Consider the following 22,544-nt stretch of genomic DNA (forward strand, 5'->3'; position numbering starts at 1 on the left):
CCAAACCGCACCGCCACCGGCGCGGGAAGCGTCGGTGGCGGCTGGCTTGTCCATCGTTAGCCTCAGGACTTGTTCTCGTCGTCCACTTCGGTGAACTCGGCTTCGACCACTTCCTCTTCTTCCGAAGGCTTGGAAGCGTCTTCGCTGGCGGCTTCGTCGGCAGCAGCCTCGGCACCAGCGGCCTGTTCCTTTTCATAGATGGCCTGGCCCATCTTCATGGCGACCTGCGTCAGGGCTTCGCTCTTGGCCTTCATGGCGTCGATATCGTCGCCTTCGAGGGATTCCTTGGCTTCCTTGACGGCGGTCTCGATCTCGCCCTTCAGGCCAGCGTCGACCTTGTCGCCGTTCTCTTCCAGCTGCTTTTCGGTCGCGTGGACCAGGCTGTCAAGATTGTTGCGGACTTCGGCAGCCTCGCGGCGCTTCTTGTCCTCTTCGGCGAACTTCTCGGCATCCTGCACCATCTGCTCGATGTCGGCCTCGTTGAGACCACCCGAGGCCTGGATGCGGATCTGCTGTTCCTTGCCGGTGCCCTTGTCCTTGGCGGACACGTTGACGATGCCGTTGGCGTCGATGTCGAAGGTGACCTCGATCTGCGGCACGCCGCGCGGAGCGGGCGGGATGCCGACCAGGTCGAACTGGCCGAGCAGCTTGTTGTCGGCCGCCATTTCGCGTTCACCCTGGAACACGCGGATCGTCACCGCGCCCTGGTTGTCCTCGGCGGTGGAATAGACCTGCGTCTTCTTGGTCGGGATGGTGGTGTTGCGGTCGATCATGCGGGTGAACACGCCACCCAGCGTCTCGATGCCCAGCGACAGCGGGGTCACGTCGAGCAGCAGCACGTCCTTCACGTCGCCCTGCAGCACGCCGGCCTGGATGGCGGCGCCCATGGCGACCACTTCGTCCGGGTTCACGCCGGTGTGCGGCTTGGAACCGAAGAACTCTTCCACAACTTCGCGCACCTTGGGCATGCGGGTCATGCCGCCGACCAGGATCACTTCGTCGATACCGTCCTTGGTGACGCCGGCATCTTCCAGCGCTTTCTTGCACGGATCCAGCGTACGCTTGATCAGGTCGCCCACCAGCTGTTCCAGCTTGGAGCGCGACAGCGTTTCCACCAGGTGCAGCGGGGTGGAGGAACCACCTTCCATGCGCGCGGTGATGAAGGGCAGGTTCACTTCGGTCGACTGCGAGCTGGACAGCTCGATCTTGGCCTTTTCGGCAGCTTCCTTCAGGCGCTGCAGAGCGAGCTTGTCGCTCTTCAGGTCCATGTTTTCCTTCTTCTGGAAAGCTTCGGCGAGGTAATCGACGATCACGTTGTCGAAGTCTTCGCCGCCGAGGAACGTGTCGCCGTTGGTCGACTTCACTTCGAACACGCCGTCACCGATTTCGAGGACGGACACGTCGAAGGTGCCGCCGCCAAGGTCATAGACGGCGATGGTCTTGCCGTCTTCCTTGTCCATGCCATAGGCGAGCGCGGCCGCAGTCGGTTCGTTGATGATGCGTTCGACTTCGAGACCGGCGATCTGGCCGGCGTCCTTGGTCGCCTGGCGCTGCGCGTCATTGAAGTACGCGGGAACGGTGATGACCGCCTTGGTGACGGTTTCGCCGAGATAGCTCTCGGCGGTTTCCTTCATCTTCTGCAGGATGAAGGCGGAAATCTGGCTGGGCGAGTATTCTTCGCCGCCCGCTTCCACCCAGGCATCGCCGTTCTTGCCCTTGACGATGTCATAGGGGACGAGGTCCATGTCCTTCTTGGTGGTGGGGTCGTCGAAGCGGCGGCCGATGAGGCGCTTGATCGCGAAAAGGGTATTGTCGGGGTTGGTGACGGCCTGGCGCTTGGCCGGCTGGCCGATCAGGCGCTCGCCATCCTTGGTGAAGGCCACGATCGACGGCGTGGTGCGCGCGCCTTCGGAATTTTCGATTACCTTGGGCTTGCCGCCTTCCATCACAGCGACGCAGCTGTTGGTGGTGCCAAGGTCGATACCGATAATCTTGCTCATGGATTTCCCATCTCTCTTAGTGTTGGACGCTGCACTTTTGGCTTCCCTATCCCGTGGCGAAGCCGTTCGGCAGCTCGGTAAAAGCTGTGTATCGAGGCCGGATATAGGTGCGCTTTTGCTTGGCACAAGGGAGCGAGGTGCCTAGAAATTGCCTGAGATTTTGAGAGGGGAATCCGATGAAATCGAAGTTCATTCTGGCCGGTGCGGCAATCCTTGGCCTGGCAGCATGCGGCAGCGAGCCGGCGGAAGAGCCGGTTGCCGAAGCGCCCGATTGCCCGCCCGGCGTTTCCGTGACCGGTGGCTGGATGGCGCTGGCGGCAGTCGAGGGGAACCCGTCGGCGGTCTATTTCAGCATCGAGAATTCGGCAGAGCGCAACTACATGATCCGCGCCGCGGACGTGCTGGGCTACGGCAGCGCGGCACTGCACCAGATGGGCGAATGGAACCTGCAACCGTCGATGGACGAGCTGATGCAGCTGGACGTTCCGGCGGGGGAAACCATCGTGTTCGAGCCGGAGACCGTGCACGTCATGGCCATGGCACCGGACGGCACGCAGGAAGTCGGCGGCGAGACCGAGGTCACGCTCACCTTCGTGGGCGGCGACAAGTGCAGCTTCCCGGTGGAAATCCGCGCCCCGGGTGACGCTCCCGAATGAGCGAACCGGCGGCGGCCTCTTGCCCCATCGGCGGCGAACGGCCGCTGACGGCTGGCGAGGTCACCCTGGCACGCAGCATTTTCGGTGACGCGGTGGACTATTCCAAGGTCCGCATCAGGCGGCGGAAGTGGGCCTTCTTCCAGCCCAAGCGCGTCACCATGGCGCCGCGCGGGCACATCCACTTTCACCCGCTCGGCAGCGCCTATTGTGACGACTTCGCCTTCGAGCCGACCCAGCGACAGGCGCTCTTCATCCACGAGATGACGCATGTCTGGCAGACCCAGACACGAGGCGACTGGTACCTGATCTTCAACCGCATGCCCTGGGCGAAATACGACTACACGCTCAAGCCCGGTTGGCCGCTGGAGAAGTACGGCATCGAGCAGCAGGCGCGCATCGTCGAACATGCCTTCATGCTGCGCAACGGTTTCAAACTGGCAGGCGTTGGCGATCCGTCGGCCTATGATGTGCTGGTGAACTTTCCGGGGGCAACCCGCTAGCTCGCTTGCTCCAGAAGGTTTCAATTGATACCACCTCCACCATTGTCCGGGCGGCCCAACCCGCGCCCGGCGCAGTGGTTTTTCACATGGAGCTATCTGACTACGGCCTGTCGCGCGAGCGGGGCTACCTTTCGCATTACGAGATCGACGAAATCACCCTGCCCTCGCAATTCGAGGGCGTCCTGCAGGCGGCAGGCAACCTTTCCGCCCTGATGACTTCCGGTCGCATCCGCCATTTCCTGAACCAGCTGGCCGATCCCGGCCTGGAGGAATGGGCCCGCGAAGCCGCCGAGGAAGAGGTCCGCACCTCGATGGTGCACTATTCCTTCCTGGTGCAGGCTTATGTCTGGGGCGAAGACGAGCCGCCCATTCACCTTCCAGCCAATCTTGCCCGCCCGATGGTGGCGATCGCGGATCGCCTCGGCCAAGCGCCTCTGCTGCCCTATTCCGGCTATGTGCTGGACAACTGGTACCGCCTCGACAAGTCGGGCGGCATCACGCTCGACAACATCGCCATGCACCAGAACTTCCTCGGCGGTGTCGATGAGAACTGGTTCGTGCTGGTCCACGTCGCCATCGAGGCAGAGGCCGGCGTGCTGCTGGACAATGCCGCCAGGCTGGTGACGGTGGCCAAGCAGGGCGACACCGCCGAGGCCGAGCGCCTGCTGGTGGAAATGGATGCCGCGTGGGAGCGGATCTATGGTCACTTCGCGCGGATGCCGGAGAAGTGCGATCCCTATTGCTACTTCCACCGCGTGCGCCCCTATATCCATGGCTGGGCCAACAATCCGGCGCTGAAGGACGGCGGCCTCGTTTACGAGGGCGTCGACCGTTTCGAAGGCAAGCCGCAGGCGCTGCGCGGACAGACCGGCTCGCAAAGCTCCATCGTCCCGGCGATGGATGCGCTGCTGGGCGTCGGCCACAGCGACGATCCGTTGAAGCACTTCCTGACCGAACTGCACCAGTATCGCCCCGTGCAGCACCGCCGCTTCATCGAAGACCTGGCCGTGCAATCGACGCTGCGTGAATTCGTGGGCACATCGGGCAGCCAGAGTTTGAAGGATGCGTTCAACGCCTGTCTCGAACAGGGCGCGCGCTTCCGCACGCGGCACCTCGAGTACGCGGCCAGCTACATCAACAAGCAGGCGGGCAGCATTGCCGGAAACGACCCCGATGTCGGCACCGGCGGGACGCCTTTCATGAAGTACCTGAAAAAGCACCGCGACGAGAACCGATCGCAGGTGGTGGCCTGAGGCTGCTTGCATCGGCAGCACTCCCGACGGATAACACCGCCAGGGAGAGCTGCCGATGCCACACACCACCGATCACCACGAAATCCTCGATCGCGTGTCCGAGGAACGCGGCGGAACGCGCAATGTCCGCCTGGCGATAGACCCGCGCCGCACGGCGCAGCTGGTCATCGACATGCAGAACGGCTTCGTCGAGGAAGGCGCGCCGGTAGAAGTGCCTGCGGCCCGCGACGTGGCCGAACCGATCAATCGCATCTCGAAAGCCCTGCGCGAAGCGGGCGGGCTGAACGTCTTCGTCCAGTACACCACGCCGGGACCGGACGATCCCAGCTGGTCGACTTTCTACGAGCGGTTCGGTCCTGCGGCAGGCACGCACAAGGCCGCCTTCCAGCGCGGTTCGCACTACTGGCAGCTATGGCCCGCGCTGGAGGTGGAGGATGGCGATATCGCGGTGGAGAAGCAGCGCTTCAGCGCCTTCTTCCCCGGCGCGTCCAACCTCCACGAAATCCTGCAGGAACGCGGCATCGACACGGTGATCGTCACCGGCACCATGACCAATTGCTGCTGCGAAAGCACCGCGCGCGATGCCATGCAGGCGAATTACCGGGTGATCTTCGCGCCCGATGCCAATGGTGCCTCGACCGAGCACGAGCATGCCGCCACCCTGCATACCATGGGGCGGATCTTCGCCGACCTGTGGTCGAGCGACGAGCTGGTCGCGTTGATCGAGGCAGCGAAGGCCCCGGCCTGAGTTAGTCCGGCTTCTTGGCCACGCCCACCATGGCGGGACGCAGCAGGCGGTCCTTGATCATGTAGCCGGCCTGCATTTCCTGCACGATGGTGCCGGGCTCGGCGTCATTCGTGGGCACTTCCATCATCGCCTGGTGCTGGTTCGGATCCAGCGGCAGGCCCATGGCTGCGATGCGGCTGATGCCGTGCTGGCTGAACACCTTGTCCAGCTCGCGTTGCGTCGCCTGGATGCCGGTGACGAGACCCTTGAACTTGCTGTCCTCGCGCAGGTCTTCCGGCACCGCGTCGATGGCGCGCGCCAGGTTATCGGCCACGCTCAGCACGTCGCGGGCAAAGCCGGTGGCGCCATAGTTGCGGGCATCCTGGATGTCCTTTTCCAGGCGGCGGCGAACGTTCTGCGTCTCTGCCTTGGCGTAGAGAACTTCCTGCTTGGCAGTTTCCAGATCGTCGCGAAGGCGGTCGAGCGCCTGGTCGAGGCTGCTGGTGTCTTCCTCGACAGTCTCGGCATCGCTCTTCTCGAGAAATTCCTCGGGCACGCCCTCGAGTTCCTTTTCAACCGCTTCGTCACGGTTCGTATCGTTGTCGCTCATCTGTCCTGCTAACCAATTCTCTTGCCCAGCGAGTGGGCGGTGAAGTCTACCATTGGAACGACACGGGCGTAATTCAACCGTGTCGGACCAATCACGCCGAGTACACCAACCACCCTGCCCTCGCGGTCGCGATAGGGGGCGGCGATGACCGACGAACCGGAAAGGGCGAATAGCCGATTTTCCGCGCCGATAAAGATGCGCGTCGATTCAGCTTCGCGTGCGCTGTCCAGAAGTTGTGCAACCGACTGCTTGTTTTCAAGGTCATCCAGCAGCTGTCGGACACGGTCGAGATCGCTCACGGCGCTCTCGTCCAGCAGGTTCGAGGCGCCCCGCACGATCAGCACCGGACGCTTGGAAGCATCGGTGCTCCAGGTGGCAATCCCGGTTTCGACCAGTTGCCTGCTGGCTTCGTCCAGCGCGCTGCGACCGCTGGCGATTTCCGCCTGCATCGCCTTGGCAGCCTCGTTCAGCGTGCGTCCGCCCAGCTTGGCCGAGATGTAGTTGCTGGCCTCCTGCAAGGCGCTGGCGGAAGCGGGTTCGGCAAGCTGGAGAACGCGGTTCTCGACATTGCCATCCTCGCCCACCAGCACCGCGAGGGCGCGGCGTTCATCCAGTGGCACGAGGTTGATCTGCGCCAGCCGCTGCTCGCGCTGGGGCACCATTACCATGCCTGCTGCGCCGGACAGGCTGGAGAGCAGCGCGCTGGTGTTCTCCAGCGCCTCCTCGATCGGGCCGGGTTCGGCAAGCTGCTTCTCGATCGCGGCGCGCTCCTCGCGCGTCGGCTCGGCCACCTGCATGATGCCGTCGACGAACAGCCGCAGACCAAGGTCGGTCGGCATCCGTCCGGCGCTGGTATGTGGCGCGGCGAGCAGCCCGAAGCTCTCCAGCTCGCTCAGCACCGAGCGGATGGAAGCAGGAGACAGGTTCACTTCCCCGCGCTGCGCCAAGGTCTTGGAGCCGACCGGCTGTCCGCTGGCGAGGTAATCCTCCACCACCAGGCGGAAAATCTCCCGTGCGCGGTTGGTCAATTCGGAGATCGGTGGAGAAGCCATGACAGCGCCCTATCTAGTCGCTAGTGCCACTCGCGCAAACCTCACTGGAGAATCTCATGCGACCTTCCGGCCGCGCGCCCGACGAAATGCGCGCCATCACCATCGAAACCGGCTTCACCAAGCATGCCGAGGGCTCTTGCCTGATCAGCTTTGGCGATACGCGCGTGCTGTGCACCGCTTCCATCGAAGAACGGATCCCGCCGTGGCTGCGCGGCAAGGGCCAGGGCTGGGTCACCGGCGAATATTCGATGCTGCCCCGCGCCACGCACACCCGTGGTTCGCGCGAAGCGGCCAAGGGCAAGCAGAGCGGCCGCACGCAGGAAATTCAGCGACTTATCGGCCGTTCCTTGCGCGCTGTCTGCGACATGGAAAAGCTCGGCGAACGGCAGATCACGCTCGATTGCGACGTGATCCAGGCCGATGGCGGCACCCGCACGGCTTCGATTTCCGGCGCCTGGGTGGCGCTGCGCCTGGCCGTCAACGAGCTGATGAAGGCGGGCGAGATCAAGGAAGACCCGCTCACCGCCAAGATTGCCGCGATTTCCTGCGGCATCCACCAGGGCACCCCGGTGCTGGACCTCGACTATGACGAGGATTCGGGTGCCGATGCCGACGCCAACTTCGTCCTGATCGAAGGCGGCCAGATCGCCGAGGTGCAGGCGACTGCCGAAGGCGCGACCTATGACGAGGAAGGGCTGTTGCGCCTGTTGCGCCTGGCGCAGATGGGCTGTGCACAGATCTTCAAGGCACAGGACGAGGCAACCAAGTGACGCGGAAGCTCGGCGGCGGGAAACTGGTCATTGCCACGCACAACGCGGGCAAGCTGAAGGAGATCGGCAAGCTGCTCGATCCCTATGGGCTGGAGTGCATTTCGGCAGGCTCGCTGGGCCTGCCGGAGCCACCGGAGACCGGCAAGACTTTCGTCGAGAACGCGCTGATCAAGGCGCGGGCGGCGGCCGAGGCTTCGGGCCTCCCCGCCCTCGCCGACGACAGCGGCCTATCCGTGGCGGCGTTGGATGGTCGCCCCGGCGTCTACACCGCCGACTGGGCGGAGAAGCAGTGGTTCGAGGGCGAGCCGGGCCGTGACTGGTACATGGCCATGGGCAAGGTCGAAGGGATGCTGCAGGCCAAGGGGCCGGATGCCCCGCGGGACTGCTGGTTCTCCTGCGTCCTCGCCCTCGCCTGGCCGGACGGCGAATACGCGGTCTACGAAGGCCGCGCCGACGGCACCCTGACCTGGCCGCCACGCGGCACCATGGGGTTCGGATACGACCCGGTCTTCGTGCCCGTTGGCCGCGAGGTGACTTTCGCCGAGCTGCAACCCGAGGAAAAGCACGCCATCAGCCACCGCGCCGATGCCTTCGCCAAGCTGGTGGCAGACCAGTTCGGTCAATAGGCGCGACGGTTGTAGACATTCCCGGCGGGGAAATAGCGGCAGACGAGGAAATCGTAGGTCTCGCCGCGCGCCACGGCGCAGCCAAGTTCGCGGGTGTCGCGCCAGATCACCTGCGTGTAGTGCCCGACATCGCGCCAGTCGCCGGTGGTCGACACCTGCGGAAAGGTGCCGTTCCGGAAGTGGCGACGCTCGGCGATGAAGCCGTCCACCATGGTCCCGGCGCTGTAATATCCCGCATGGCCCATCCACAGGTTCTCGCCCGATCCGTTGCGCAGGCTGCGTTCAGCATGGACCATGCGGCCTTGCCGAGCGAGGTGCTGCGCCCAGTCATGAGCCTCCTGCGCCAGTCGGCTGCTCCAGGCCAGCGGCGGCACGCCCACGTCCTCGCGGGCATCGTTGTGCGCTTCCAGCAGCTCCACGGCGAAAGGGTTGATGGCATCGCGCTGCTGCGCCGAAAGCGGCGCGGCGACAGCCAGAACGCCCGCAAGAACCGCCAACGCGGCTGCAAAGACCCGTCCATTTCCCATGCCGCAACCTTGACTTGCGGCGGTTAACGGAGCCTGAAACGCCCATGGCCAAAGCGCTCTACATCCACTGGCCCTTCTGCCTCGCCAAGTGCCCGTACTGCGACTTCAACTCGCACGTGCGCGAAAGCGTGGAGGTGGACGTGTGGCAGGAGGCCCTGCTGGCGGACATGCGGCATGAAGCGCAGGTCGCGGGTGGCGAGGCGCTGACCTCGGTCTTCTTTGGTGGCGGCACGCCCTCGCTGATGCCGCCCGCACTGGTCGAGACATTGCTGCGCGAGGCGGAGGCCTTGTGGGGCTTTGCCCCGAACATCGAAATCACGCTGGAGGCCAATCCGTCCTCGGTAGAGGCCGCGAACTTTGCCAGCCTTGCCAGCGCCGGGGTCAATCGCGTTTCTCTGGGGCTGCAATCGCTCGACGATGCGGCGCTCAGGTTCCTTGGCCGATTGCACAATGCTCAAGAGGGACTGAACGCGCTGGAAACGGCACAGAAGGCATTCGAGCGCGTTTCGTTCGACCTGATCTACGCCTTGCCGGACCAGACGGAGTCCGAATGGCGCGAGCAGCTGGCGCGCGCGTTGGGCCACGGCACCGGACACCTTTCGCTCTACCAGTTGACCATCGAGCCCGGCACGCGCTTCGCCACCGATGTTCGGCGCGGCGGCTTTACGCCGCTCGACGATGACCGGGCGGCGGACCTGTTCGAACTGACGCAGGAGATGACCTCTGCCGCCGGCCTGCCAGCCTACGAGATCAGCAACCACGCCCGCCCCGGAGAGGAGAGCCGGCACAACCTCACCTACTGGCGCTACCAGGACTATTGCGGCGTGGGCCCCGGCGCGCACGGGCGGCGTGGCGGGACGGCCACCATGCGCCATCGCAAGCCGGAGAACTGGCTCGATGCCGTTGCCCGCAATGGCCATGGCTTGAAGGAGGAGCGTGCGCTCGGAGTCGGGGAGCAGCTGTCCGAGGCTCTGCTGATGGGGCTGCGGCTTGCCGAGGGCGTCGACCTCGAAGCCCTTTCGCAGCGCTTTGCCATCCCGGTCGAGCGCCTCGTCGCAAGCGACAAGCTGGCGCATTACGCGGGGCTCGGCCTCGCCTGGCAGGACGAAAATCGGATCGGCGTCACGCCTGCCGGCATGCCGCTGCTCGATGCCCTGCTGGCGGAACTGGTGCCAGACGAACTGGTGACCGCATGAGCCGCGCCGACCTCCTCGAGGAATGGCATGGCCACCTCGCCACCGGACGCCGCCGCAGCCCGCACACGGTGCGCGCCTATGTCGCGACGGCGGCGCGCTTGCTCGACGGTCTCGACCTGGCTGATTGGCCTGCCGTCGCCGCCGTCACCATGCGCGACCTGCGAGGGCATCTCGCCTCGCGCCGGGCGGAGGGGATCGGCAATGCCTCGGCGGCACGGGAACTGTCCGCGCTCAAGGGGTTCATCGCCTTTGCCCGCGAACAGGTGGGGGCCGAGCCAGGCACGGCCCCGCGCCTGCGCGGTCCGCGCATCAAGAAGGGCCTACCCCGCCCGGTCACGCCGGACGAGGCTGCCGGCCTTGCCGAGATGGTCGAAGCCACGGCCAGTGAAAGCTGGACCGGCCGGCGCGACGCCGCCGTGCTGCTGCTGATGTACGGCGCCGGCCTGCGCATTGCCGAGGCACTGTCGCTGAAGGCCGATGACCTGCCACTGGGTGAGACACTTGTCGTCACCGGCAAGGGCAACAAGCAACGCGTCGTCCCCATGCTGCCGATCGTCCGCGAGGCGGTGGCGGCCTATGCCAAGGTCTGCCCATACTCGTTGGAAAGCGGGACAGCGCTGTTTCGCGGGGCCAAGGGTGGACCACTGGGACAGGGCATGGTGCAGAAGGCGATGGCGCGGGCGCGCAAGGCGCTCGGCCTGCCCTCCACCGCCACGCCGCATGCCCTGCGCCACTCTTTCGCCACGCACCTGCTCGGTTCGGGCGCGGACCTGCGTAGCCTGCAGGAACTGCTCGGCCATGCCAGCCTCGGGTCGACGCAGATCTATACCAAGGTGGATGCGGCGAAGATGCTGGAAGCCTATCGCTCCGCCCATCCGCGCGAGAACGACTAGTCCTGCCGCTGCCGCTTTGGCCGCGGCACCCAGGTCAGCAGCCGCCAGACATAGGCGACCACGGTCACGCCGATCATGCCGAGGATGATCCAGCCGAGGACGTTCTGCGAATCCTCCAGCCAGTGACCCAGCCACTCGCCGCCCTTGATCAGCAGCGCGTTCCACACCAGCGAGCCGGCAAAGGTGAAGGCGAGGAACTTCAGCTTGGGCATATGCGCCAGCCCCGCAGGCAACGAGATGATCGTCCTCAGGAAGGGCGAGAAGCGCAGGAAGAACACGACCCAGTGACCGTGCCGGACGAAGAATATCTGCGCCTTGGCGATGTGGTCCCAGTCCACGGTCAGCCAGCGGCCCCAGCGATCGACGAAGGGCTCCAGCCGCTGATAGCCGACGCTGTCGCCCAGCCAGTACCAGCAGTAGTTGCCGGCAACGGTGCCAGCCGTGCCGATCAGCAGCAGCGGCCAGAACTGCATCTCGCCGCGCTGCACCAGCAGTCCGCCCACGCCCATGATGACCTCGCTGGGCACTGGCGGGATGACGTTTTCCAGCACCATCAGCAGGAAGATGCCGAGGTATCCGCCCCGTCCGATCAGGTCGATGATGAGGGTGTCCATGGTGGAATAACCGCCGCAGCGGCCGATCGGTCCGGATTACATCGCCGCGTGGCGGCGTTCCATCGCGTCCCAAATCATGCCGGGCGTGTTGGTGCCGTTGTACTTGTCGATGGCGACGATGCCGGTGGGCGAGGTCACGTTGATCTCGGTCAGCCATTCGCCGCCGATCACGTCGATGCCGACGAAGGTGAGGCCGCGGCGCTTCAGGTCCGGCCCCATGGCAGCGCAGATTTCCTCCTCGCGCGGCGTCAGCTGGCTGGCTTCGGAAGAGCCCCCTCGCGCCAGGTTGGAGCGGAATTCGCCCTCCCCCGGCCGGCGGTTGATCGCGCCCGCGACTTCGCCATCCACCAGGACGATCCGCTTGTCGCCCTTGGCCACGCTGGGAAGGAAGGGCTGCACCATGTGCGGTTCCGGCCAGGTCTGGTTGAACACTTCCAGCAGGGCGCTGGTGTTGGTGCCATCGGCATCGATCTTGAAGATCGCCTTGCCGGCATTCCCGTGGAGAGGCTTGACCACGACGGCGCCGTGGTCGCGCTGGAATTCCGTCACATCTTCGAGCGTGCGCGTGATCAGCGTTGGCGGCATGAACTGCGCATATTCGAGGACGTACATCTTCTCCGGCGCGTTCACGACTTCGCGCGGATCGTTGCTGACCAACGTGGTGCCTTTCAGCCGGTCTAGCAGCAGCGCGGAGCTGATGTAGCCGAGGTGAAAGGGCGGGTCCTGCCGCATCAGCACCACGTCGATATCGGTGGCGAGGTCGATCCGCTGCAATTCGCCGGCGGTGAAGTGATCGCCCTCCACCCGCTGCACCGTCACCGGCTTGGCCCAGGCGGTGATCCGGCCGTCACGATAGGCCAGCGTGCTGACGTCGTAATGCCAGACCTTGTGGCCGCGCGCCTGCGCTTCCAGCATCAGGGCGAAGCTGGAATCGCCAGCGATGTTGATGCTTTCCATTGGGTCCATCTGGACAGCGACACGCAGGCTCATGGGTACTCCTAGGGTTGCCAGGCGTTGACGATGTGGCGTGGCTCGGCCCCCGGCGCAAGCAGGATGACGTCGACGCGCAGGTCTTCCCCGCCTGTAGCATATTCATGCGCCACGCTTTCGGCGGCGGCGGCGACACGGCGCAGGCGGTACTCGTCAATGGCGAGATCGAGGTCTGCCACGCGTTTGCGCCACTTGACTTCGATGAAGGCAACCAGCCCCTCTTGCCGTGCGATCAGGTCGATCTCGCCGACCTTGGTCTTGCGGCGGCGGGCGGCGATTTCCCAGCCTTGCGCTTCCAGCCATGCGGCAGCCTCGTCCTCGGCCTTGCGGCCGCTGGCTTCGGCAAGCTGGCGCTTCACTGGCCCTTCAACTCCATGGCGCGGGCGTAGAGCAGCTTGCGATCGAGCCCGGTGGCCTTGGCGACTTGCGCAGCGGCCTTGGAGGCCTTTTCGGTCTTCAGCGCTTCGCGCAGCATGGCGTCGGCATCCTCGGCGCTGGCTTCGACCTCCACGGGAGGGCCGACCAGCAGCACGATCTCCCCCTTGGGAGGATGCGCCTCGTAATGCGCCAGCACGTCCTTGGCGGAGCCGCTGCGGCATTCCTCGTACAGCTTGGTCAGTTCGCGCGCGACCGCCACCTCGCGGCCCGGCAGTACCTCGGCGATGGCGGCAAGACTCTTGGTCAGGCGCGGCGCGGTCTCGAAGAAGATCAGCGTCGTGCGGACCGGGGCAAGTTCCTCCAGCACGTCGCGCCGGGCCTTGTCCTTGGGCGGCAGGAAGCCGGCGAACAGGAAACGGTCGTTGGGCAGGCCGGACAGCGCCAGCGCCGCTAGCGGGGCATTGGCGCCCGGCAGCACGGTGACGGGTACCCCTGCCTCCCGCGCATCGTGCACCAGGCGGAAGCCGGGGTCGGAGACCAGCGGCATTCCCGCATCGCTTACCAGCGCCACGGCGCGCGTCTGCATCGATTCCACCAGCCGTTGCCGGTCGTTCAGGGCGGAGTGGTCATCATAGCGCCACAAGGGCTTCGAAATCCCGAGGTGGCGGATCAGCTTCTGCGTGACCCGCGTATCCTCGCAGGCGATCCCGTCGCACCGTGCCAGCACGTCGGCTGCGCGCATGGTGATGTCGCCGAGATTGCCAATCGGGGTCGCGACTATATAGAGGCCGGGAGAAAGGGGTCCGTCTTGCTCGCTCACGCGATGCGCATGGACCATCTTGAGCGGAGACAGCAAGCATGTTCGGTAAATTGCAGCGTATTCTGTTGGTGGTGACGGGCACGATTTTGCTCGCAGCGTGCCAGGTTATCCCCGGCGGCGACACCACCGCACCGGATCGCTCCGGCCCCGTGGTGACGCAGCCGACCGGGCCTGCCGAGGCCGTGCTGCCCGATGACGAAGGCCGCCACCGCGTCGCCCTGCTGGTGCCGCTGAGCGGCAGCAATGCCGACGTCGGCCAGTCGATCGCCAACGCCACCACGATGGCCCTGCTCGATACGGGCGCCGAGAACCTGCGCATCACCACCTACGATACCGGATCCGGGGCCGGCGACGCGGCCAGCCGCGCGATTGCCGATGGCAACAAGCTGATCCTCGGCCCGCTCCAGCGCGACAATGTCGGTGCGGTCCTGGCGCAGGCCCGCGCTGCCGACGTGCCGCTGATTACCTTCTCCAACGACACCACCGTCGCCCGCGCCGACGTCTTCGTGATGGGGCACATTCCCGAACAGTCGGTTTTCCGCACGGTGAACTTCGCCGTCGATCAGGGTGCACGGCGCATCGCCATCCTCGCCCCGCGCGGGGACTATGGCAACCGCACCACGGCCGCGGCGGAACAGGCGGCGCTGGCGCGCAATGTCACCATCGTCGACGTGCAGCGCTACGATCGCGGCAATACCTCGATCATCAGCGCGGCGGAGCGCCTGGCGGAGACCGGCGGTTTCGACACCGTGCTGATCGCCGACAGTGCGCGCCTGGCCGCCCTGGCCGCGCCGCGCCTGAAGGAAGTGGGCGATGCCCTGCCCTCGATCCTCGGTACCGAGCTGTGGAGCCGCCAGGAGGGCCTGCTGAGTGCAGGTGCCATGCGCGGGGCGTGGTTCTCGGCCGTGTCGGACGATCGTTACCGCCAGTTCGCCGACAGCTATGAATCGCGTTTCGGCGAGCAGCCCTTCCGCATCGCCACGCTTGGTTATGACGCCGTCCTGCTGACGCTGCGCCTGACCCGCGACTGGCGTGCCGGAACCGACCTGCCGGCGGGCCTGCTGCTGCAGGAAGGCGGTTTCCTTGGCCTCGACGGCCCGATCCGCTTCCAGAGCAACGGCATCGGCGAACGGACGATGGAGGTCCGCCAGGTGGACAACGGCGCCTTCTCCGTCGTCAGCCCGGCGCCCACAGGCTTCTGATCGCCGGATAACTTCGCCCAGGCCGCTTGTTTCGCGGGATTCCCCGCGCCTATAGCCATGGCATGAGTGACGACCTTTTCGACGCCAAGCTCCCGCAAGGCGGGGGCGACTACGATTCCTCCTCGATCGAGGTGCTGGAGGGGCTGGAGCCCGTCCGCCGCCGCCCCGGCATGTATATCGGTGGCACCGACGACCGCGCGCTGCACCACCTCGCCGCCGAGGTGCTCGACAATGCCATGGACGAAGCCGTCGCGGGCCACGCCAACCGCATCGAAATGGTGCTGGAGGAAGGCAACAAGCTGACCATCACCGACAACGGTCGCGGTATCCCGGTTGACGAGCATCCCAAGTTTCCCGGCAAGTCCACGCTGGAGGTAATCCTCACCACGTTGCACTCTGGCGGCAAGTTCTCGGGCAAGGCCTATGCCACCAGCGGGGGCCTGCATGGCGTTGGCGTTTCGGTGGTCAATGCGCTGTCCAGCCACACGCGGGTGGAAGTGGCGCGCAACAAGCAGGTCTTCGCACAGGAATTTTCCAAAGGCATGCCGCAAGGCAAGATCGCCAAGGTCGGCGATACGCCGAACCGGCGCGGCACCAGCGTCACCTTCGTGCCCGACACCGAGATTTTCGGTGACCGCAAGTTCAACCCAAAGCGGCTGTTCAAGCTGGCGCGCTCCAAGGCCTACCTGTTCGCGGGCGTGGAAATCCGCTGGAAATGCGCGCCCTCGCTCGCCTCCGAAGAGGTGCCGCAGGAGGCGACCTTCCAGTTCCCCGGCGGCCTGGCAGACCACCTGCGCGAGGAAGTGGGCGCGCGCGAATGCGTCACCGCCGATTTCTTCGCCGGAACGCAGGACTTCCCGGAAAGCGACGGCGTGCAGCAGGGCCGGGTCGAGTGGGCCGTGGCCTGGCCGCTGTGGTCCGACGGTTCGTCCAGCTGGTACTGCAACACCGTGCCCACGCCCGATGGCGGCACCCACGAACAGGGCCTGCGCGCCGCACTGACCAAGGGCCTGCGCGCCTTCGGCGAGCTGACCGGCACCAAGAAGGCCAAGGACATTACCGCTGACGACGTGATGACCGGCGCCGAGATCATGCTCAGCGTGTTCATCCGCGACCCGCAGTTCCAGAGCCAGACCAAGGACCGCCTGACCTCGCCCGAGGCGGCGCGCCTGGTCGAGAACGCGGTGCGAGACCACTTCGATCACTTCCTGTCCGACAACATGGAGCGCGGTCGCGCGCTGTTGGGTTCGGTCATGGAACGGATGGAAGAGCGGCTGAAGCGCAAGCAGGAACGCGAGATCAAGCGCAAGACTGCCACCAATGCGAAGAAGCTGCGCCTGCCCGGCAAGCTGACCGATTGCAGCGGCGAGACCGATGCCGAGACCGAGCTGTTTATCGTCGAGGGCGATTCGGCAGGCGGAAGCGCCAAGCAGGCGCGCGAGCGCAAGACGCAGGCAATCCTGCCCATTCGCGGCAAGATCCTGAATGTCGCCAGCGCCACCGCCGACAAGATCCGCGCGAACTCGGAAATCGCCGACCTGACGCTGGCGCTGGGCTGCGGCACCCGCAAGGAATGCGACCCGGAGAACCTGCGTTACGACCGCATCGTCATCATGACCGACGCCGACGTCGACGGCGCGCATATCGCCACGCTGCTGATGACGTTCTTCTTCCAGGAAATGCCGGAGCTGGTGCGCAAGGGGCATCTCTATCTCGCGCAGCCGCCGCTCTATCGCCTGACCGCGGGCAAGGAGAGCGCCTACGCCCGCGACGACGCCCACCGCGCGGAACTCGAAGAGACCGTGTTCAAGGGCAAGAAGGTCGAAGTCAGCCGGTTCAAGGGCCTTGGCGAGATGAACCCGCAGCAGCTGCGCGAAACTACCATGAACCCGGAAACCCGGTCACTGGTGCGCATCACCCTTCCCGAACAGCACGAACAGCGTTTCGCGGTAAAGGAACTGGTCGACCAGCTGATGGGCCGCAATCCGGAACACCGCTTCAACTTCATCCAGAACCGCGCGGGCGAGCTGGACCGGGACCTGATTGACGCCTGACGCGCAAGCGTCTTATCATTGCAATACACCGATCCGATGCGACGGAGTGACTGCAATGAAAGCCTTTCATACCGCATTCGCGGCGCTGTTGCTGGCAGCCAGCCCCGCCCTCGGCCAGACCGCCGAGGACTCCGAGCGCCTCGAGCAGCGCGCGGAAGACATCGTTGCGGCCATGGGTGGAGCTGCGGTCTATGACGAGGTCTTCGCCGATCCGTTCGTCAACGCCGTGCCCGAGGCGCAGTTCGCAGCGATCCAGCAGCAGCTAGAGGCGCAGTTCGGGCCGCTGATCGGGATTGAAACCGTAGATGCTCTCGGTCCCTCGGCTGCCAATATCGCCATCCGGTTCGAACGGGGTCTGGCCAATGGGACCTTCGTCATCGAAGGCAGCGAACCTTTCGAGATTACCGGCTTTCGCATCACCGACGTTCGCCCCATTGACGACAGCGTGGAACAGGTGCTGGCGGACCTGGCCGCCCTTCCCGGCGCGACGGGCATCCTCGTCAGCGAACTGACCGCCGGCGGCGAAGTCATCGCCGGGCACAACATTGACCGGCCCTTCGCCATCGGTTCCACCTTCAAGCTCTACGTCCTCTCTGCCCTCGCCCGTTCGATCGCCGCGGGAGAGCGCGACTGGGACGATGTCGTGCCGCTGACCGAGCGCAGTTATCCCAGCGGGCAATTGCAGGACTGGCCCGAAGGCGCGCCGGTGACGCTGCATACGCTGGCGACGCTGATGATCTCCATCAGCGACAATACAGCCACCGACCAGCTGATGGCCGTGCTGGGGCGCGATGCGGTGGAGGCGGAAGTCGTTGCCTCCGGGCACAGCAACCCGGACGCCACCTTCCCCTTCCTCACCACCCGCGAGATGTTCGTCCTCAAGTCCGGCGATGACGTGAACCTGGGCGAATATGCGGCTGCCGGAACGGCCGAGCGGCTCGCCGTGCTGCAAGGCATTTCGGCGATCGAGCGCAGCGAGGGCGAGATCATGGCGGCCTTTGCCGGCGTGCCCAATGCCATCGATGTTGAATGGATTGCCACACCCGCGGATATCGCGGGCCTGCTTGTGCGGCTGGCCGAGCTGGAAGATCGCACGGCGCTGGAAATCATGGCGGTGAACCCGGCCATGTCGGACAGCGTGCGCGCGGACTGGCAATATGCGGGCTACAAGGGCGGGTCTGAGCCTGGCGTGCTCAACCTGACCTGGCTGCTGCAGGCTGCGGATGGCCATCACATCGCCGTCACGATGAGCTGGAACGATCCCGCGAGCGCGGTCGACCAGCAGGCGTTCAACCTGCTGGCCATGCGCGCCATCGCGCTGGCAGGCGGCACCGACTAGCGGGCCGCCGCCATGGTCATTCGAGGCAGTAGGCCAGTTCCAGGTCGCCCCAGCGACGGCCATCGATGGTAATCGGCACGTAGACGTTGCGTACCACGCGGTAGGCCTTGCCGTCGCCCTCGTGACGATAGACCGCCATCATGTAGGGATCGGCGCTGAGCTTGGCGTGCTGGTCGATCGGGCCCAGCATCATGCGGCCATTGCGGCAATGCTCGGTATCGTAGGCAACGTCACCTGTCGGCTTCTTCGAATGCTTCGACAGGTGAGTCGGTAGGAAGCCGTTCATGTCGGTGCAGGCGGAGGCGACCACCCGGCCATCGGCAGCGGCAAAACGATCCAGCATCGGCTGCCAGACCTTGTCTGCCCAATCGTTGAGCGCGGTGCGATAGCGCTTGGGATTGCTGCCGGGGATCTCGCGATAGTCGGTGTCGAACAGCGCCGCCGGAGAGATCTCGCCATTGGCAATGGCCTTTTCGGTGGCGGAGATGATCTCGATGGCGTTTGCCTGGGCCTTTTCCACCATGGCGCTGTCGACCGGCGACAGGCCGGCCTTCACCAGCGCGTCGAACATGCCGCTGGCGGTCATCTCCAGCGATTCGATACGATCGTGGGCCTTCTGCAGGTGCTCCTCGTTGTCGAACACGACGTTGGAGAAGCCTCCCAGCACACCCTGCACCTTGTGCACATGTTCGCCGATCTTGGAGGAATTGCGGACGATCTGGTCGTTCTGGCCATCGACTTCGCCGATGAGGTCGCAAACCTCGTTGATCGTCTGTTCGATCTGGCTGACCTGTTTGCGGGCCGCGGCGCTGTCTTCGGCACCGCTGCTAATCTTGGCAATGACCTGCTCGGCCTCACCTTCCAGCGCTTCGATCGTGCGGGTGATTTCCTTGCTGGCGCGGTGTGCGTCGCCGGCCAGGCTCTTCACCTCGTTCGCAACGATGGAGAAGGTACGACCGGCCTCGCCCGCACGGTGCGCCTCGATCGTGGCATTCAGCGCGAGGATGTTGGTGTTGTCGGCAATTTCCTCGATTTCCTGCGAGGTCCGCTTCACCTGCTCCATGGCCGCGGCAAAGCCGGTGACGTGCATGGTGAGGGCCTGTACGGCTTCCAGCAGGTTGCTGATCTGCGAAAGCGAGGCGCCGATGTGCGAACGGCCGGCTTCGAGGCGCTCCAGCGCGCGTTCGGACAGCAGGCGGGATTCGTCACAAGCGTCGGTGACCAGCTTCTGGTCTTCTTCGAGCTCGTTGACGGTGGTCTTGAGCGATTCGTGTTCGCGATGGAGCTTGCCGAAGCTGTCGATGACGCGTTGCACGACGCCGGCCACGTCGGAGCAGCCGACGGTGACATCCCCGCAAAGGCGCGAGATGCCGTCGATATCGGTGAATTGAGGCTGCGAAATAGCCTGGTGTTTCATAAAAGCGCGGTCCCCGTTCTAGGTGTTGGGATCGGGCCTACGCTTCCATGGTTACTGCCGATTTAACGCAAGTCTCACAAAATGCAGCCGGTGCCGAAATCGTTCAAAATTCCCGTGGCACATTGGCGAACATTGCCTTCACCGCGGGCCTTGCGTTGATCTGATCGATCCAGCGGACCAGGCCCGGCGTGTCGGCTTCATTCACCTGTTCGGCAAAGCCGTGCTGCATGCCGTTGGCGATGGCGAAGTTGCAGATGTCGGCCAGCGAATAGACCCCGCCCGCCAGCCACTCGTTGTCGCGCAGGTGGTCGTCCAGCCGCTTCACCGAGATTCGAATCTTGGCCATAGCATCGTCCAGTTCCTCCTGTGGGAAGCCGTCGCGCGCGCGGCGCCACTTCACCTGCTGTTCGGGAATCGGGATCTTCTGAACATGCGCCTCGAACTCCTCGTCGGACAGGGCGCGGGCCATCTTGCTAACGTGCCGTTCCCAGCCGATGGTGGAGACGCACCAGCAGAAATACTCGTCCACCCACTTGGTCCAGATGCGCATCATCGCGGTGTCGTAATGGCTGGCCGGGCGCAGCTTCACCTCGGTCGGGTGCGCATCTTCCAGGTATTCGCAGATGACCGTGCTCTCGGTGATGATCTTGCCGTCGTCCGCCAGCGCCGGAACCTGCCCGCGCGGATTGATCGCCTTGTACCATTCCGAATGGTGTTCGAACTTCGCCGGGTTGAGCAGCTTGTGCTCAAATTCCAGCCCTTTCTCGTAAAGCGCGAGCGTGGGCTTCATCGAATTGGCGCCGGGTCCGAAACTGTAGAGCGTGAGCATGGCCTCTCCTGTCGTTTGTCTCCCTTGTTCCGCAATGTTAGATTGAGCGCAACGGAGACTTGGCCATGAAACTGATATTGCCCGTCATTGCCGTCCCGCTGCTCGGCCTCGCACCCCAGCAGGAGCGCGCACCGGACATGGACTCCACCCCTCCCGCGCTTGCTGTCGAGCCGGCAGACCGTGAGCAGGCGTGTTTCGACACGGTCCAGCAGGTGCGTGAGGAAAGCGGCCAACCGCCGCTGTTCCAGCGTGGCACTGCCAGTCCCGAAGAGCCGCTGATGTACTACGCCGTCGACTACGATATCGACCGCTGCGACGTGCTGCTGGTCAGCAGGAACGGCGATGTACGTGATGTGCCGCGAGAGGAACGCGACGCGCTGCTGCTGCGCCCGCTTCAGTAAAGCAGCAGTTCCGCCACTTCTTCGCGCCACTCCGCTTCATCGCGGCCCGCCAGCTGGTCGAGATCGCCCGGCTGCGCGGCGGGGTCATCGACCCATTCGCGCAAGGCCGGCCCGCCGTTGATCACGTCGATGGCGAGGACGTCATCCGTGTATTCGTACTTGAAGTCCTTGCCGCGCCAGATCGGGTAGTCCGGATAGAGATTGCGGATCGCCTTGAAGGCCAGTGCTTGCAGGCGCCACGGGCGGAAGGCGTTGTGATCGTAGAACGCGCCCTCTGCATGCACCATCAGCGCGTTGCAGAGCTTGCCGACGTGCTTGTGGAAGGTGGGTTCGAACCAGCAATCCCGCAGCGCACAGCCGGCCAGCCAGTCGGGCGCCAGACGCTGCATCTCGGCCAGAACGGCCTTGGCATCGACATCGGGCGCGCCGAACAGCACTTCGAGCGGGCGGGTAGTGCCCCGCCCCTCGCTCAGCGTCGCACCCTCGATCATCACCGTCCCGGCATAGGCGCGGGCCATGTTCAGGTTGGCGGCGTTGGGACTCGGATTGATCCAGATGCGATTTTCCGGCCAGCCGAAGCCGGGGCCTTCGGGCAGCCAGTAGTGCATGGAGACGACGCGGTAATCGACGTCGAGCCCGAAGTGGCGGACGAACCAGTGACCCATTTCGCCCATGGTCAGCCCGTGGCGCATCGGCATGGGGGCGGCACCGACGAAGCTTTCGTGCCCGGGCAGCAACCTGGTGCCCTCGACAGGCCGCCCTGCCGGGTTCGGGCGATCGAGCACCCATACGCTCTTGCCGGTCTTCGCTGCCTCTTCCAGCAGGTAGAGCAGCGTGGTGACGAAGGTGTAGATGCGGCAGCCGAGGTCCTGCAGGTCGAACAGGAACACGTCGGCGCTGTCCATCATCGCCGGGGTGGGACGCCGCACCTCGCCGTAGAGCGAATAGACCGGGATGTTGTAGACCGGGTCCATCTCGTCCGCGGTCTCCACCATGTTGTCCTGCTTGTCGCCCTTCAGCCCGTGCTGCGGGCCAAAGGCGCTGGTGACGTTCACGCCCGCTGCGATCAGCGCGTCGAGGCTGTGGGTCAGGTCAGCGGTGACGGAAGCTGGGTGCGCGACCAGCGCCACCCGCTTGCCTTCCAGCGGTTTGCGTAACTCAGCTTCGGCCAGCAGCCGGTCTATTCCGAATTTCATGCAGCGCGGGTTCGCGCAAGACAGGCCGAGAAGCAAGCGGGATCGTGGAAATCCGGCTTTTCGTTGTGGTGCGACAGCGCCCAGTAGCTCTTCACCCCGCCCTGCTCCTCGATCACCGCAGAAAGGCCGATGGCAGCAGGCGGTTCCGGCATCTGTGCGCGCGGCAGCGAAGCGTCGAAGATCGCCATCGAATTGCCCACCCGCATGGTGCAGTCTGGTTCCCGCGCAAACGGGCGTTCGCTCATGCCCTCGCGATAGTCGGCGAAATCGTAGGCGGCCCAGCGCTCCGACGGCGAAAGGTTGAATTCGCTGTAGGACGGCGTGCCGTCCTTCTCCATCATGAACAGCTCGAAGCAGGTGGTCTGCCAGAGGTTGTCCGCCCGGCCTTTCCCCGCGAATGACGGCAGGACCAGCTTGTCCACCCCGTCGATGCGCCAGCGCACGCGCATCCAGTTATCCGTGAGAGAGAGTACCCGCGCTTCCACCCGGCGGAC

Annotated in this window: 24 protein-coding genes; 12 read left to right on the forward strand and 12 right to left on the reverse strand. The window is 64.9% G+C overall.

Annotated features, from left to right (window positions below; all coding sequences use genetic code 11):
- Positions 1-62: 62 nt before the first annotated feature.
- The gene (dnaK, locus tag OZN62_RS01945; RefSeq protein WP_269101058.1) at positions 63-2,000 is read right to left on the reverse strand and encodes a molecular chaperone DnaK; all 1,938 of its coding nucleotides are present in this window, start codon (positions 1,998-2,000) and stop codon (positions 63-65) included.
- A 176-nt stretch (positions 2,001-2,176) separates the two neighbouring features.
- Here dnaK and OZN62_RS01950 point away from each other — a divergent pair, with 176 nt between their 5' ends.
- The 4 genes from OZN62_RS01950 (at position 2,177) to OZN62_RS01965 (ending at position 5,157) form a co-directional block, all read left to right on the forward strand.
- A complete protein-coding gene (locus tag OZN62_RS01950) occupies positions 2,177-2,656 on the forward strand; it encodes a copper chaperone PCu(A)C (RefSeq protein ID WP_269101059.1) in 480 nt (159 codons plus the stop codon).
- On the forward strand, positions 2,653-3,156 hold the full coding sequence (locus OZN62_RS01955) for a vgr related protein (RefSeq protein WP_269101060.1): 504 nt from the start codon (positions 2,653-2,655) through the stop codon (positions 3,154-3,156). The genes OZN62_RS01950 and OZN62_RS01955 overlap by 4 nt, the downstream gene beginning before the upstream one ends.
- Before the next feature lie 86 nt (positions 3,157-3,242).
- On the forward strand, positions 3,243-4,409 hold the full coding sequence (locus OZN62_RS01960) for an indoleamine 2,3-dioxygenase (RefSeq protein ID WP_269101061.1): 1,167 nt from the start codon (positions 3,243-3,245) through the stop codon (positions 4,407-4,409).
- A 55-nt stretch (positions 4,410-4,464) separates the two neighbouring features.
- A complete protein-coding gene (locus OZN62_RS01965; RefSeq protein WP_269101062.1) occupies positions 4,465-5,157 on the forward strand; it encodes a cysteine hydrolase family protein in 693 nt (230 codons plus the stop codon).
- Between the two features lies 1 nt (position 5,158).
- Here OZN62_RS01965 and grpE read toward each other — a convergent pair whose 3' ends face one another.
- Both grpE and hrcA read right to left on the reverse strand, forming a co-directional pair.
- Positions 5,159-5,746: a nucleotide exchange factor GrpE gene (gene grpE, locus OZN62_RS01970; protein WP_269101063.1), complete on the reverse strand. Its 588-nt coding sequence runs from the start codon at positions 5,744-5,746 to the stop codon at positions 5,159-5,161.
- Positions 5,747-5,754: 8 nt separating this feature from the next.
- A complete protein-coding gene (gene hrcA, locus OZN62_RS01975; protein ID WP_269101064.1) occupies positions 5,755-6,798 on the reverse strand; it encodes a heat-inducible transcriptional repressor HrcA in 1,044 nt (347 codons plus the stop codon).
- Positions 6,799-6,854: 56 nt separating this feature from the next.
- Between hrcA and rph the strand changes: the two genes are divergently transcribed.
- The gene (gene rph, locus OZN62_RS01980; RefSeq protein WP_269101065.1) at positions 6,855-7,568 is read left to right on the forward strand and encodes a ribonuclease PH; all 714 of its coding nucleotides are present in this window, start codon (positions 6,855-6,857) and stop codon (positions 7,566-7,568) included.
- Complete coding sequence (gene rdgB, locus OZN62_RS01985; RefSeq protein WP_269101066.1) at positions 7,565-8,194, forward strand: RdgB/HAM1 family non-canonical purine NTP pyrophosphatase; 630 nt, start codon at positions 7,565-7,567, stop codon at positions 8,192-8,194. Before rph ends, rdgB begins: the two co-directional genes overlap by 4 nt.
- Here the strand turns inward: rdgB and OZN62_RS01990 are convergent.
- Positions 8,188-8,691 carry a CAP family protein gene (locus OZN62_RS01990; RefSeq protein WP_269101067.1) on the reverse strand — a complete coding sequence of 168 codons (504 nt, stop codon included), beginning with the start codon at positions 8,689-8,691 and terminating at the stop codon, positions 8,188-8,190. The two genes, rdgB and OZN62_RS01990, sit on opposite strands and share 7 nt — an antisense overlap.
- A 74-nt stretch (positions 8,692-8,765) precedes the next feature.
- Here OZN62_RS01990 and hemW point away from each other — a divergent pair, with 74 nt between their 5' ends.
- Entirely contained in the window at positions 8,766-9,917 is a 1,152-nt protein-coding gene (gene hemW, locus OZN62_RS01995; protein WP_269101068.1) for a radical SAM family heme chaperone HemW, read from the forward strand.
- Positions 9,914-10,810: a tyrosine recombinase XerC gene (locus tag OZN62_RS02000; RefSeq protein ID WP_269101069.1), complete on the forward strand. Its 897-nt coding sequence runs from the start codon at positions 9,914-9,916 to the stop codon at positions 10,808-10,810. The genes hemW and OZN62_RS02000 overlap by 4 nt, the downstream gene beginning before the upstream one ends.
- On the opposite strand, the gene OZN62_RS02005 is transcribed toward OZN62_RS02000, so the two are convergent.
- The 4 genes from OZN62_RS02005 to rsmI are packed head-to-tail and all read right to left on the reverse strand — an operon-like array spanning position 10,807 to position 13,612.
- Positions 10,807-11,424 (reverse strand): DedA family protein, encoded by a 618-nt coding sequence (locus OZN62_RS02005; RefSeq protein ID WP_269101070.1) that lies wholly within the window; start codon positions 11,422-11,424, stop codon positions 10,807-10,809. The genes OZN62_RS02000 and OZN62_RS02005 overlap by 4 nt on opposite strands.
- A 36-nt stretch (positions 11,425-11,460) precedes the next feature.
- Entirely contained in the window at positions 11,461-12,414 is a 954-nt protein-coding gene (gene gshB, locus OZN62_RS02010; RefSeq protein WP_269101071.1) for a glutathione synthase, read from the reverse strand.
- Between the two features lie 8 nt (positions 12,415-12,422).
- A complete protein-coding gene (locus tag OZN62_RS02015) occupies positions 12,423-12,773 on the reverse strand; it encodes a YraN family protein (protein WP_269101072.1) in 351 nt (116 codons plus the stop codon).
- A complete protein-coding gene (gene rsmI / locus OZN62_RS02020; protein ID WP_269101073.1) occupies positions 12,770-13,612 on the reverse strand; it encodes a 16S rRNA (cytidine(1402)-2'-O)-methyltransferase in 843 nt (280 codons plus the stop codon). Before rsmI ends, OZN62_RS02015 begins: the two co-directional genes overlap by 4 nt.
- A gap of 38 nt (positions 13,613-13,650) precedes the next feature.
- Here rsmI and OZN62_RS02025 point away from each other — a divergent pair, with 38 nt between their 5' ends.
- The 3 genes from OZN62_RS02025 to OZN62_RS02035 all read left to right on the forward strand — a co-directional run bounded on the left by OZN62_RS02025 (position 13,651) and on the right by OZN62_RS02035 (position 18,207).
- Positions 13,651-14,814, forward strand: a complete 1,164-nt coding sequence (locus OZN62_RS02025) for a penicillin-binding protein activator (RefSeq protein WP_269101074.1) — start codon at positions 13,651-13,653, stop codon at positions 14,812-14,814.
- Positions 14,815-14,876: 62 nt separating this feature from the next.
- Positions 14,877-16,868: a DNA topoisomerase IV subunit B gene (gene parE / locus OZN62_RS02030; RefSeq protein ID WP_269101075.1), complete on the forward strand. Its 1,992-nt coding sequence runs from the start codon at positions 14,877-14,879 to the stop codon at positions 16,866-16,868.
- Positions 16,869-16,923: 55 nt separating this feature from the next.
- Complete coding sequence (locus OZN62_RS02035) at positions 16,924-18,207, forward strand: serine hydrolase (protein WP_269101076.1); 1,284 nt, start codon at positions 16,924-16,926, stop codon at positions 18,205-18,207.
- Between the two features lie 16 nt (positions 18,208-18,223).
- Here the strand turns inward: OZN62_RS02035 and OZN62_RS02040 are convergent, their stop codons facing one another.
- Positions 18,224-19,624 (reverse strand): methyl-accepting chemotaxis protein, encoded by a 1,401-nt coding sequence (locus OZN62_RS02040; RefSeq protein WP_269101077.1) that lies wholly within the window; start codon positions 19,622-19,624, stop codon positions 18,224-18,226.
- Positions 19,625-19,727: 103 nt separating this feature from the next.
- Entirely contained in the window at positions 19,728-20,453 is a 726-nt protein-coding gene (locus OZN62_RS02045) for a glutathione S-transferase family protein (protein ID WP_269101078.1), read from the reverse strand.
- Positions 20,454-20,518: 65 nt separating this feature from the next.
- Between OZN62_RS02045 and OZN62_RS02050 the strand changes: the two genes are divergently transcribed.
- Entirely contained in the window at positions 20,519-20,854 is a 336-nt protein-coding gene (locus tag OZN62_RS02050; protein WP_269101081.1) for a hypothetical protein, read from the forward strand.
- Here OZN62_RS02050 and OZN62_RS02055 read toward each other — a convergent pair.
- Both OZN62_RS02055 and OZN62_RS02060 read right to left on the reverse strand, forming a co-directional pair.
- The gene (locus OZN62_RS02055) at positions 20,848-22,050 is read right to left on the reverse strand and encodes an exo-beta-N-acetylmuramidase NamZ family protein (RefSeq protein WP_269101082.1); all 1,203 of its coding nucleotides are present in this window, start codon (positions 22,048-22,050) and stop codon (positions 20,848-20,850) included. The two genes, OZN62_RS02050 and OZN62_RS02055, sit on opposite strands and share 7 nt — an antisense overlap.
- Positions 22,047-22,499, reverse strand: a complete 453-nt coding sequence (locus tag OZN62_RS02060) for a DOMON-like domain-containing protein (RefSeq protein ID WP_269101083.1) — start codon at positions 22,497-22,499, stop codon at positions 22,047-22,049. Before OZN62_RS02060 ends, OZN62_RS02055 begins: the two co-directional genes overlap by 4 nt.
- Positions 22,500-22,544 lie beyond the last annotated feature (45 nt).

It is taken from the genome of Aurantiacibacter sp. MUD11 (assembly GCF_026967575.1).
Classification (GTDB): domain Bacteria; phylum Pseudomonadota; class Alphaproteobacteria; order Sphingomonadales; family Sphingomonadaceae; genus Alteraurantiacibacter.

Bases quoted from the DNA above. Each gene is read 5' to 3' on its own strand.
- dnaK (WP_269101058.1), bottom strand. From the start codon at position 2,000: ATGAGCAAGATTATCGGTATCGACCTTGGCACCACCAACAGCTGCGTC.
- OZN62_RS01950 (WP_269101059.1), top strand. From the start codon at position 2,177: ATGAAATCGAAGTTCATTCTGGCCGGTGCGGCAATCCTTGGCCTGGCA.
- OZN62_RS01955 (WP_269101060.1), top strand. From the start codon at position 2,653: ATGAGCGAACCGGCGGCGGCCTCTTGCCCCATCGGCGGCGAACGGCCG.
- OZN62_RS01960 (WP_269101061.1), top strand. From the start codon at position 3,243: ATGGAGCTATCTGACTACGGCCTGTCGCGCGAGCGGGGCTACCTTTCG.
- OZN62_RS01965 (WP_269101062.1), top strand. From the start codon at position 4,465: ATGCCACACACCACCGATCACCACGAAATCCTCGATCGCGTGTCCGAG.
- grpE (WP_269101063.1), bottom strand. From the start codon at position 5,746: ATGAGCGACAACGATACGAACCGTGACGAAGCGGTTGAAAAGGAACTC.
- hrcA (WP_269101064.1), bottom strand. From the start codon at position 6,798: ATGGCTTCTCCACCGATCTCCGAATTGACCAACCGCGCACGGGAGATT.
- rph (WP_269101065.1), top strand. From the start codon at position 6,855: ATGCGACCTTCCGGCCGCGCGCCCGACGAAATGCGCGCCATCACCATC.
- hemW (WP_269101068.1), top strand. From the start codon at position 8,766: ATGGCCAAAGCGCTCTACATCCACTGGCCCTTCTGCCTCGCCAAGTGC.
- OZN62_RS02000 (WP_269101069.1), top strand. From the start codon at position 9,914: ATGAGCCGCGCCGACCTCCTCGAGGAATGGCATGGCCACCTCGCCACC.
- OZN62_RS02005 (WP_269101070.1), bottom strand. From the start codon at position 11,424: ATGGACACCCTCATCATCGACCTGATCGGACGGGGCGGATACCTCGGC.
- gshB (WP_269101071.1), bottom strand. From the start codon at position 12,414: ATGAGCCTGCGTGTCGCTGTCCAGATGGACCCAATGGAAAGCATCAAC.
- OZN62_RS02025 (WP_269101074.1), top strand. From the start codon at position 13,651: ATGTTCGGTAAATTGCAGCGTATTCTGTTGGTGGTGACGGGCACGATT.
- parE (WP_269101075.1), top strand. From the start codon at position 14,877: ATGAGTGACGACCTTTTCGACGCCAAGCTCCCGCAAGGCGGGGGCGAC.
- OZN62_RS02035 (WP_269101076.1), top strand. From the start codon at position 16,924: ATGAAAGCCTTTCATACCGCATTCGCGGCGCTGTTGCTGGCAGCCAGC.
- OZN62_RS02040 (WP_269101077.1), bottom strand. From the start codon at position 19,624: ATGAAACACCAGGCTATTTCGCAGCCTCAATTCACCGATATCGACGGC.
- OZN62_RS02045 (WP_269101078.1), bottom strand. From the start codon at position 20,453: ATGCTCACGCTCTACAGTTTCGGACCCGGCGCCAATTCGATGAAGCCC.
- OZN62_RS02050 (WP_269101081.1), top strand. From the start codon at position 20,519: ATGAAACTGATATTGCCCGTCATTGCCGTCCCGCTGCTCGGCCTCGCA.
- OZN62_RS02055 (WP_269101082.1), bottom strand. From the start codon at position 22,050: ATGAAATTCGGAATAGACCGGCTGCTGGCCGAAGCTGAGTTACGCAAA.
- OZN62_RS02060 (WP_269101083.1), bottom strand. From the start codon at position 22,499: ATGCGCGTGCGCTGGCGCATCGACGGGGTGGACAAGCTGGTCCTGCCG.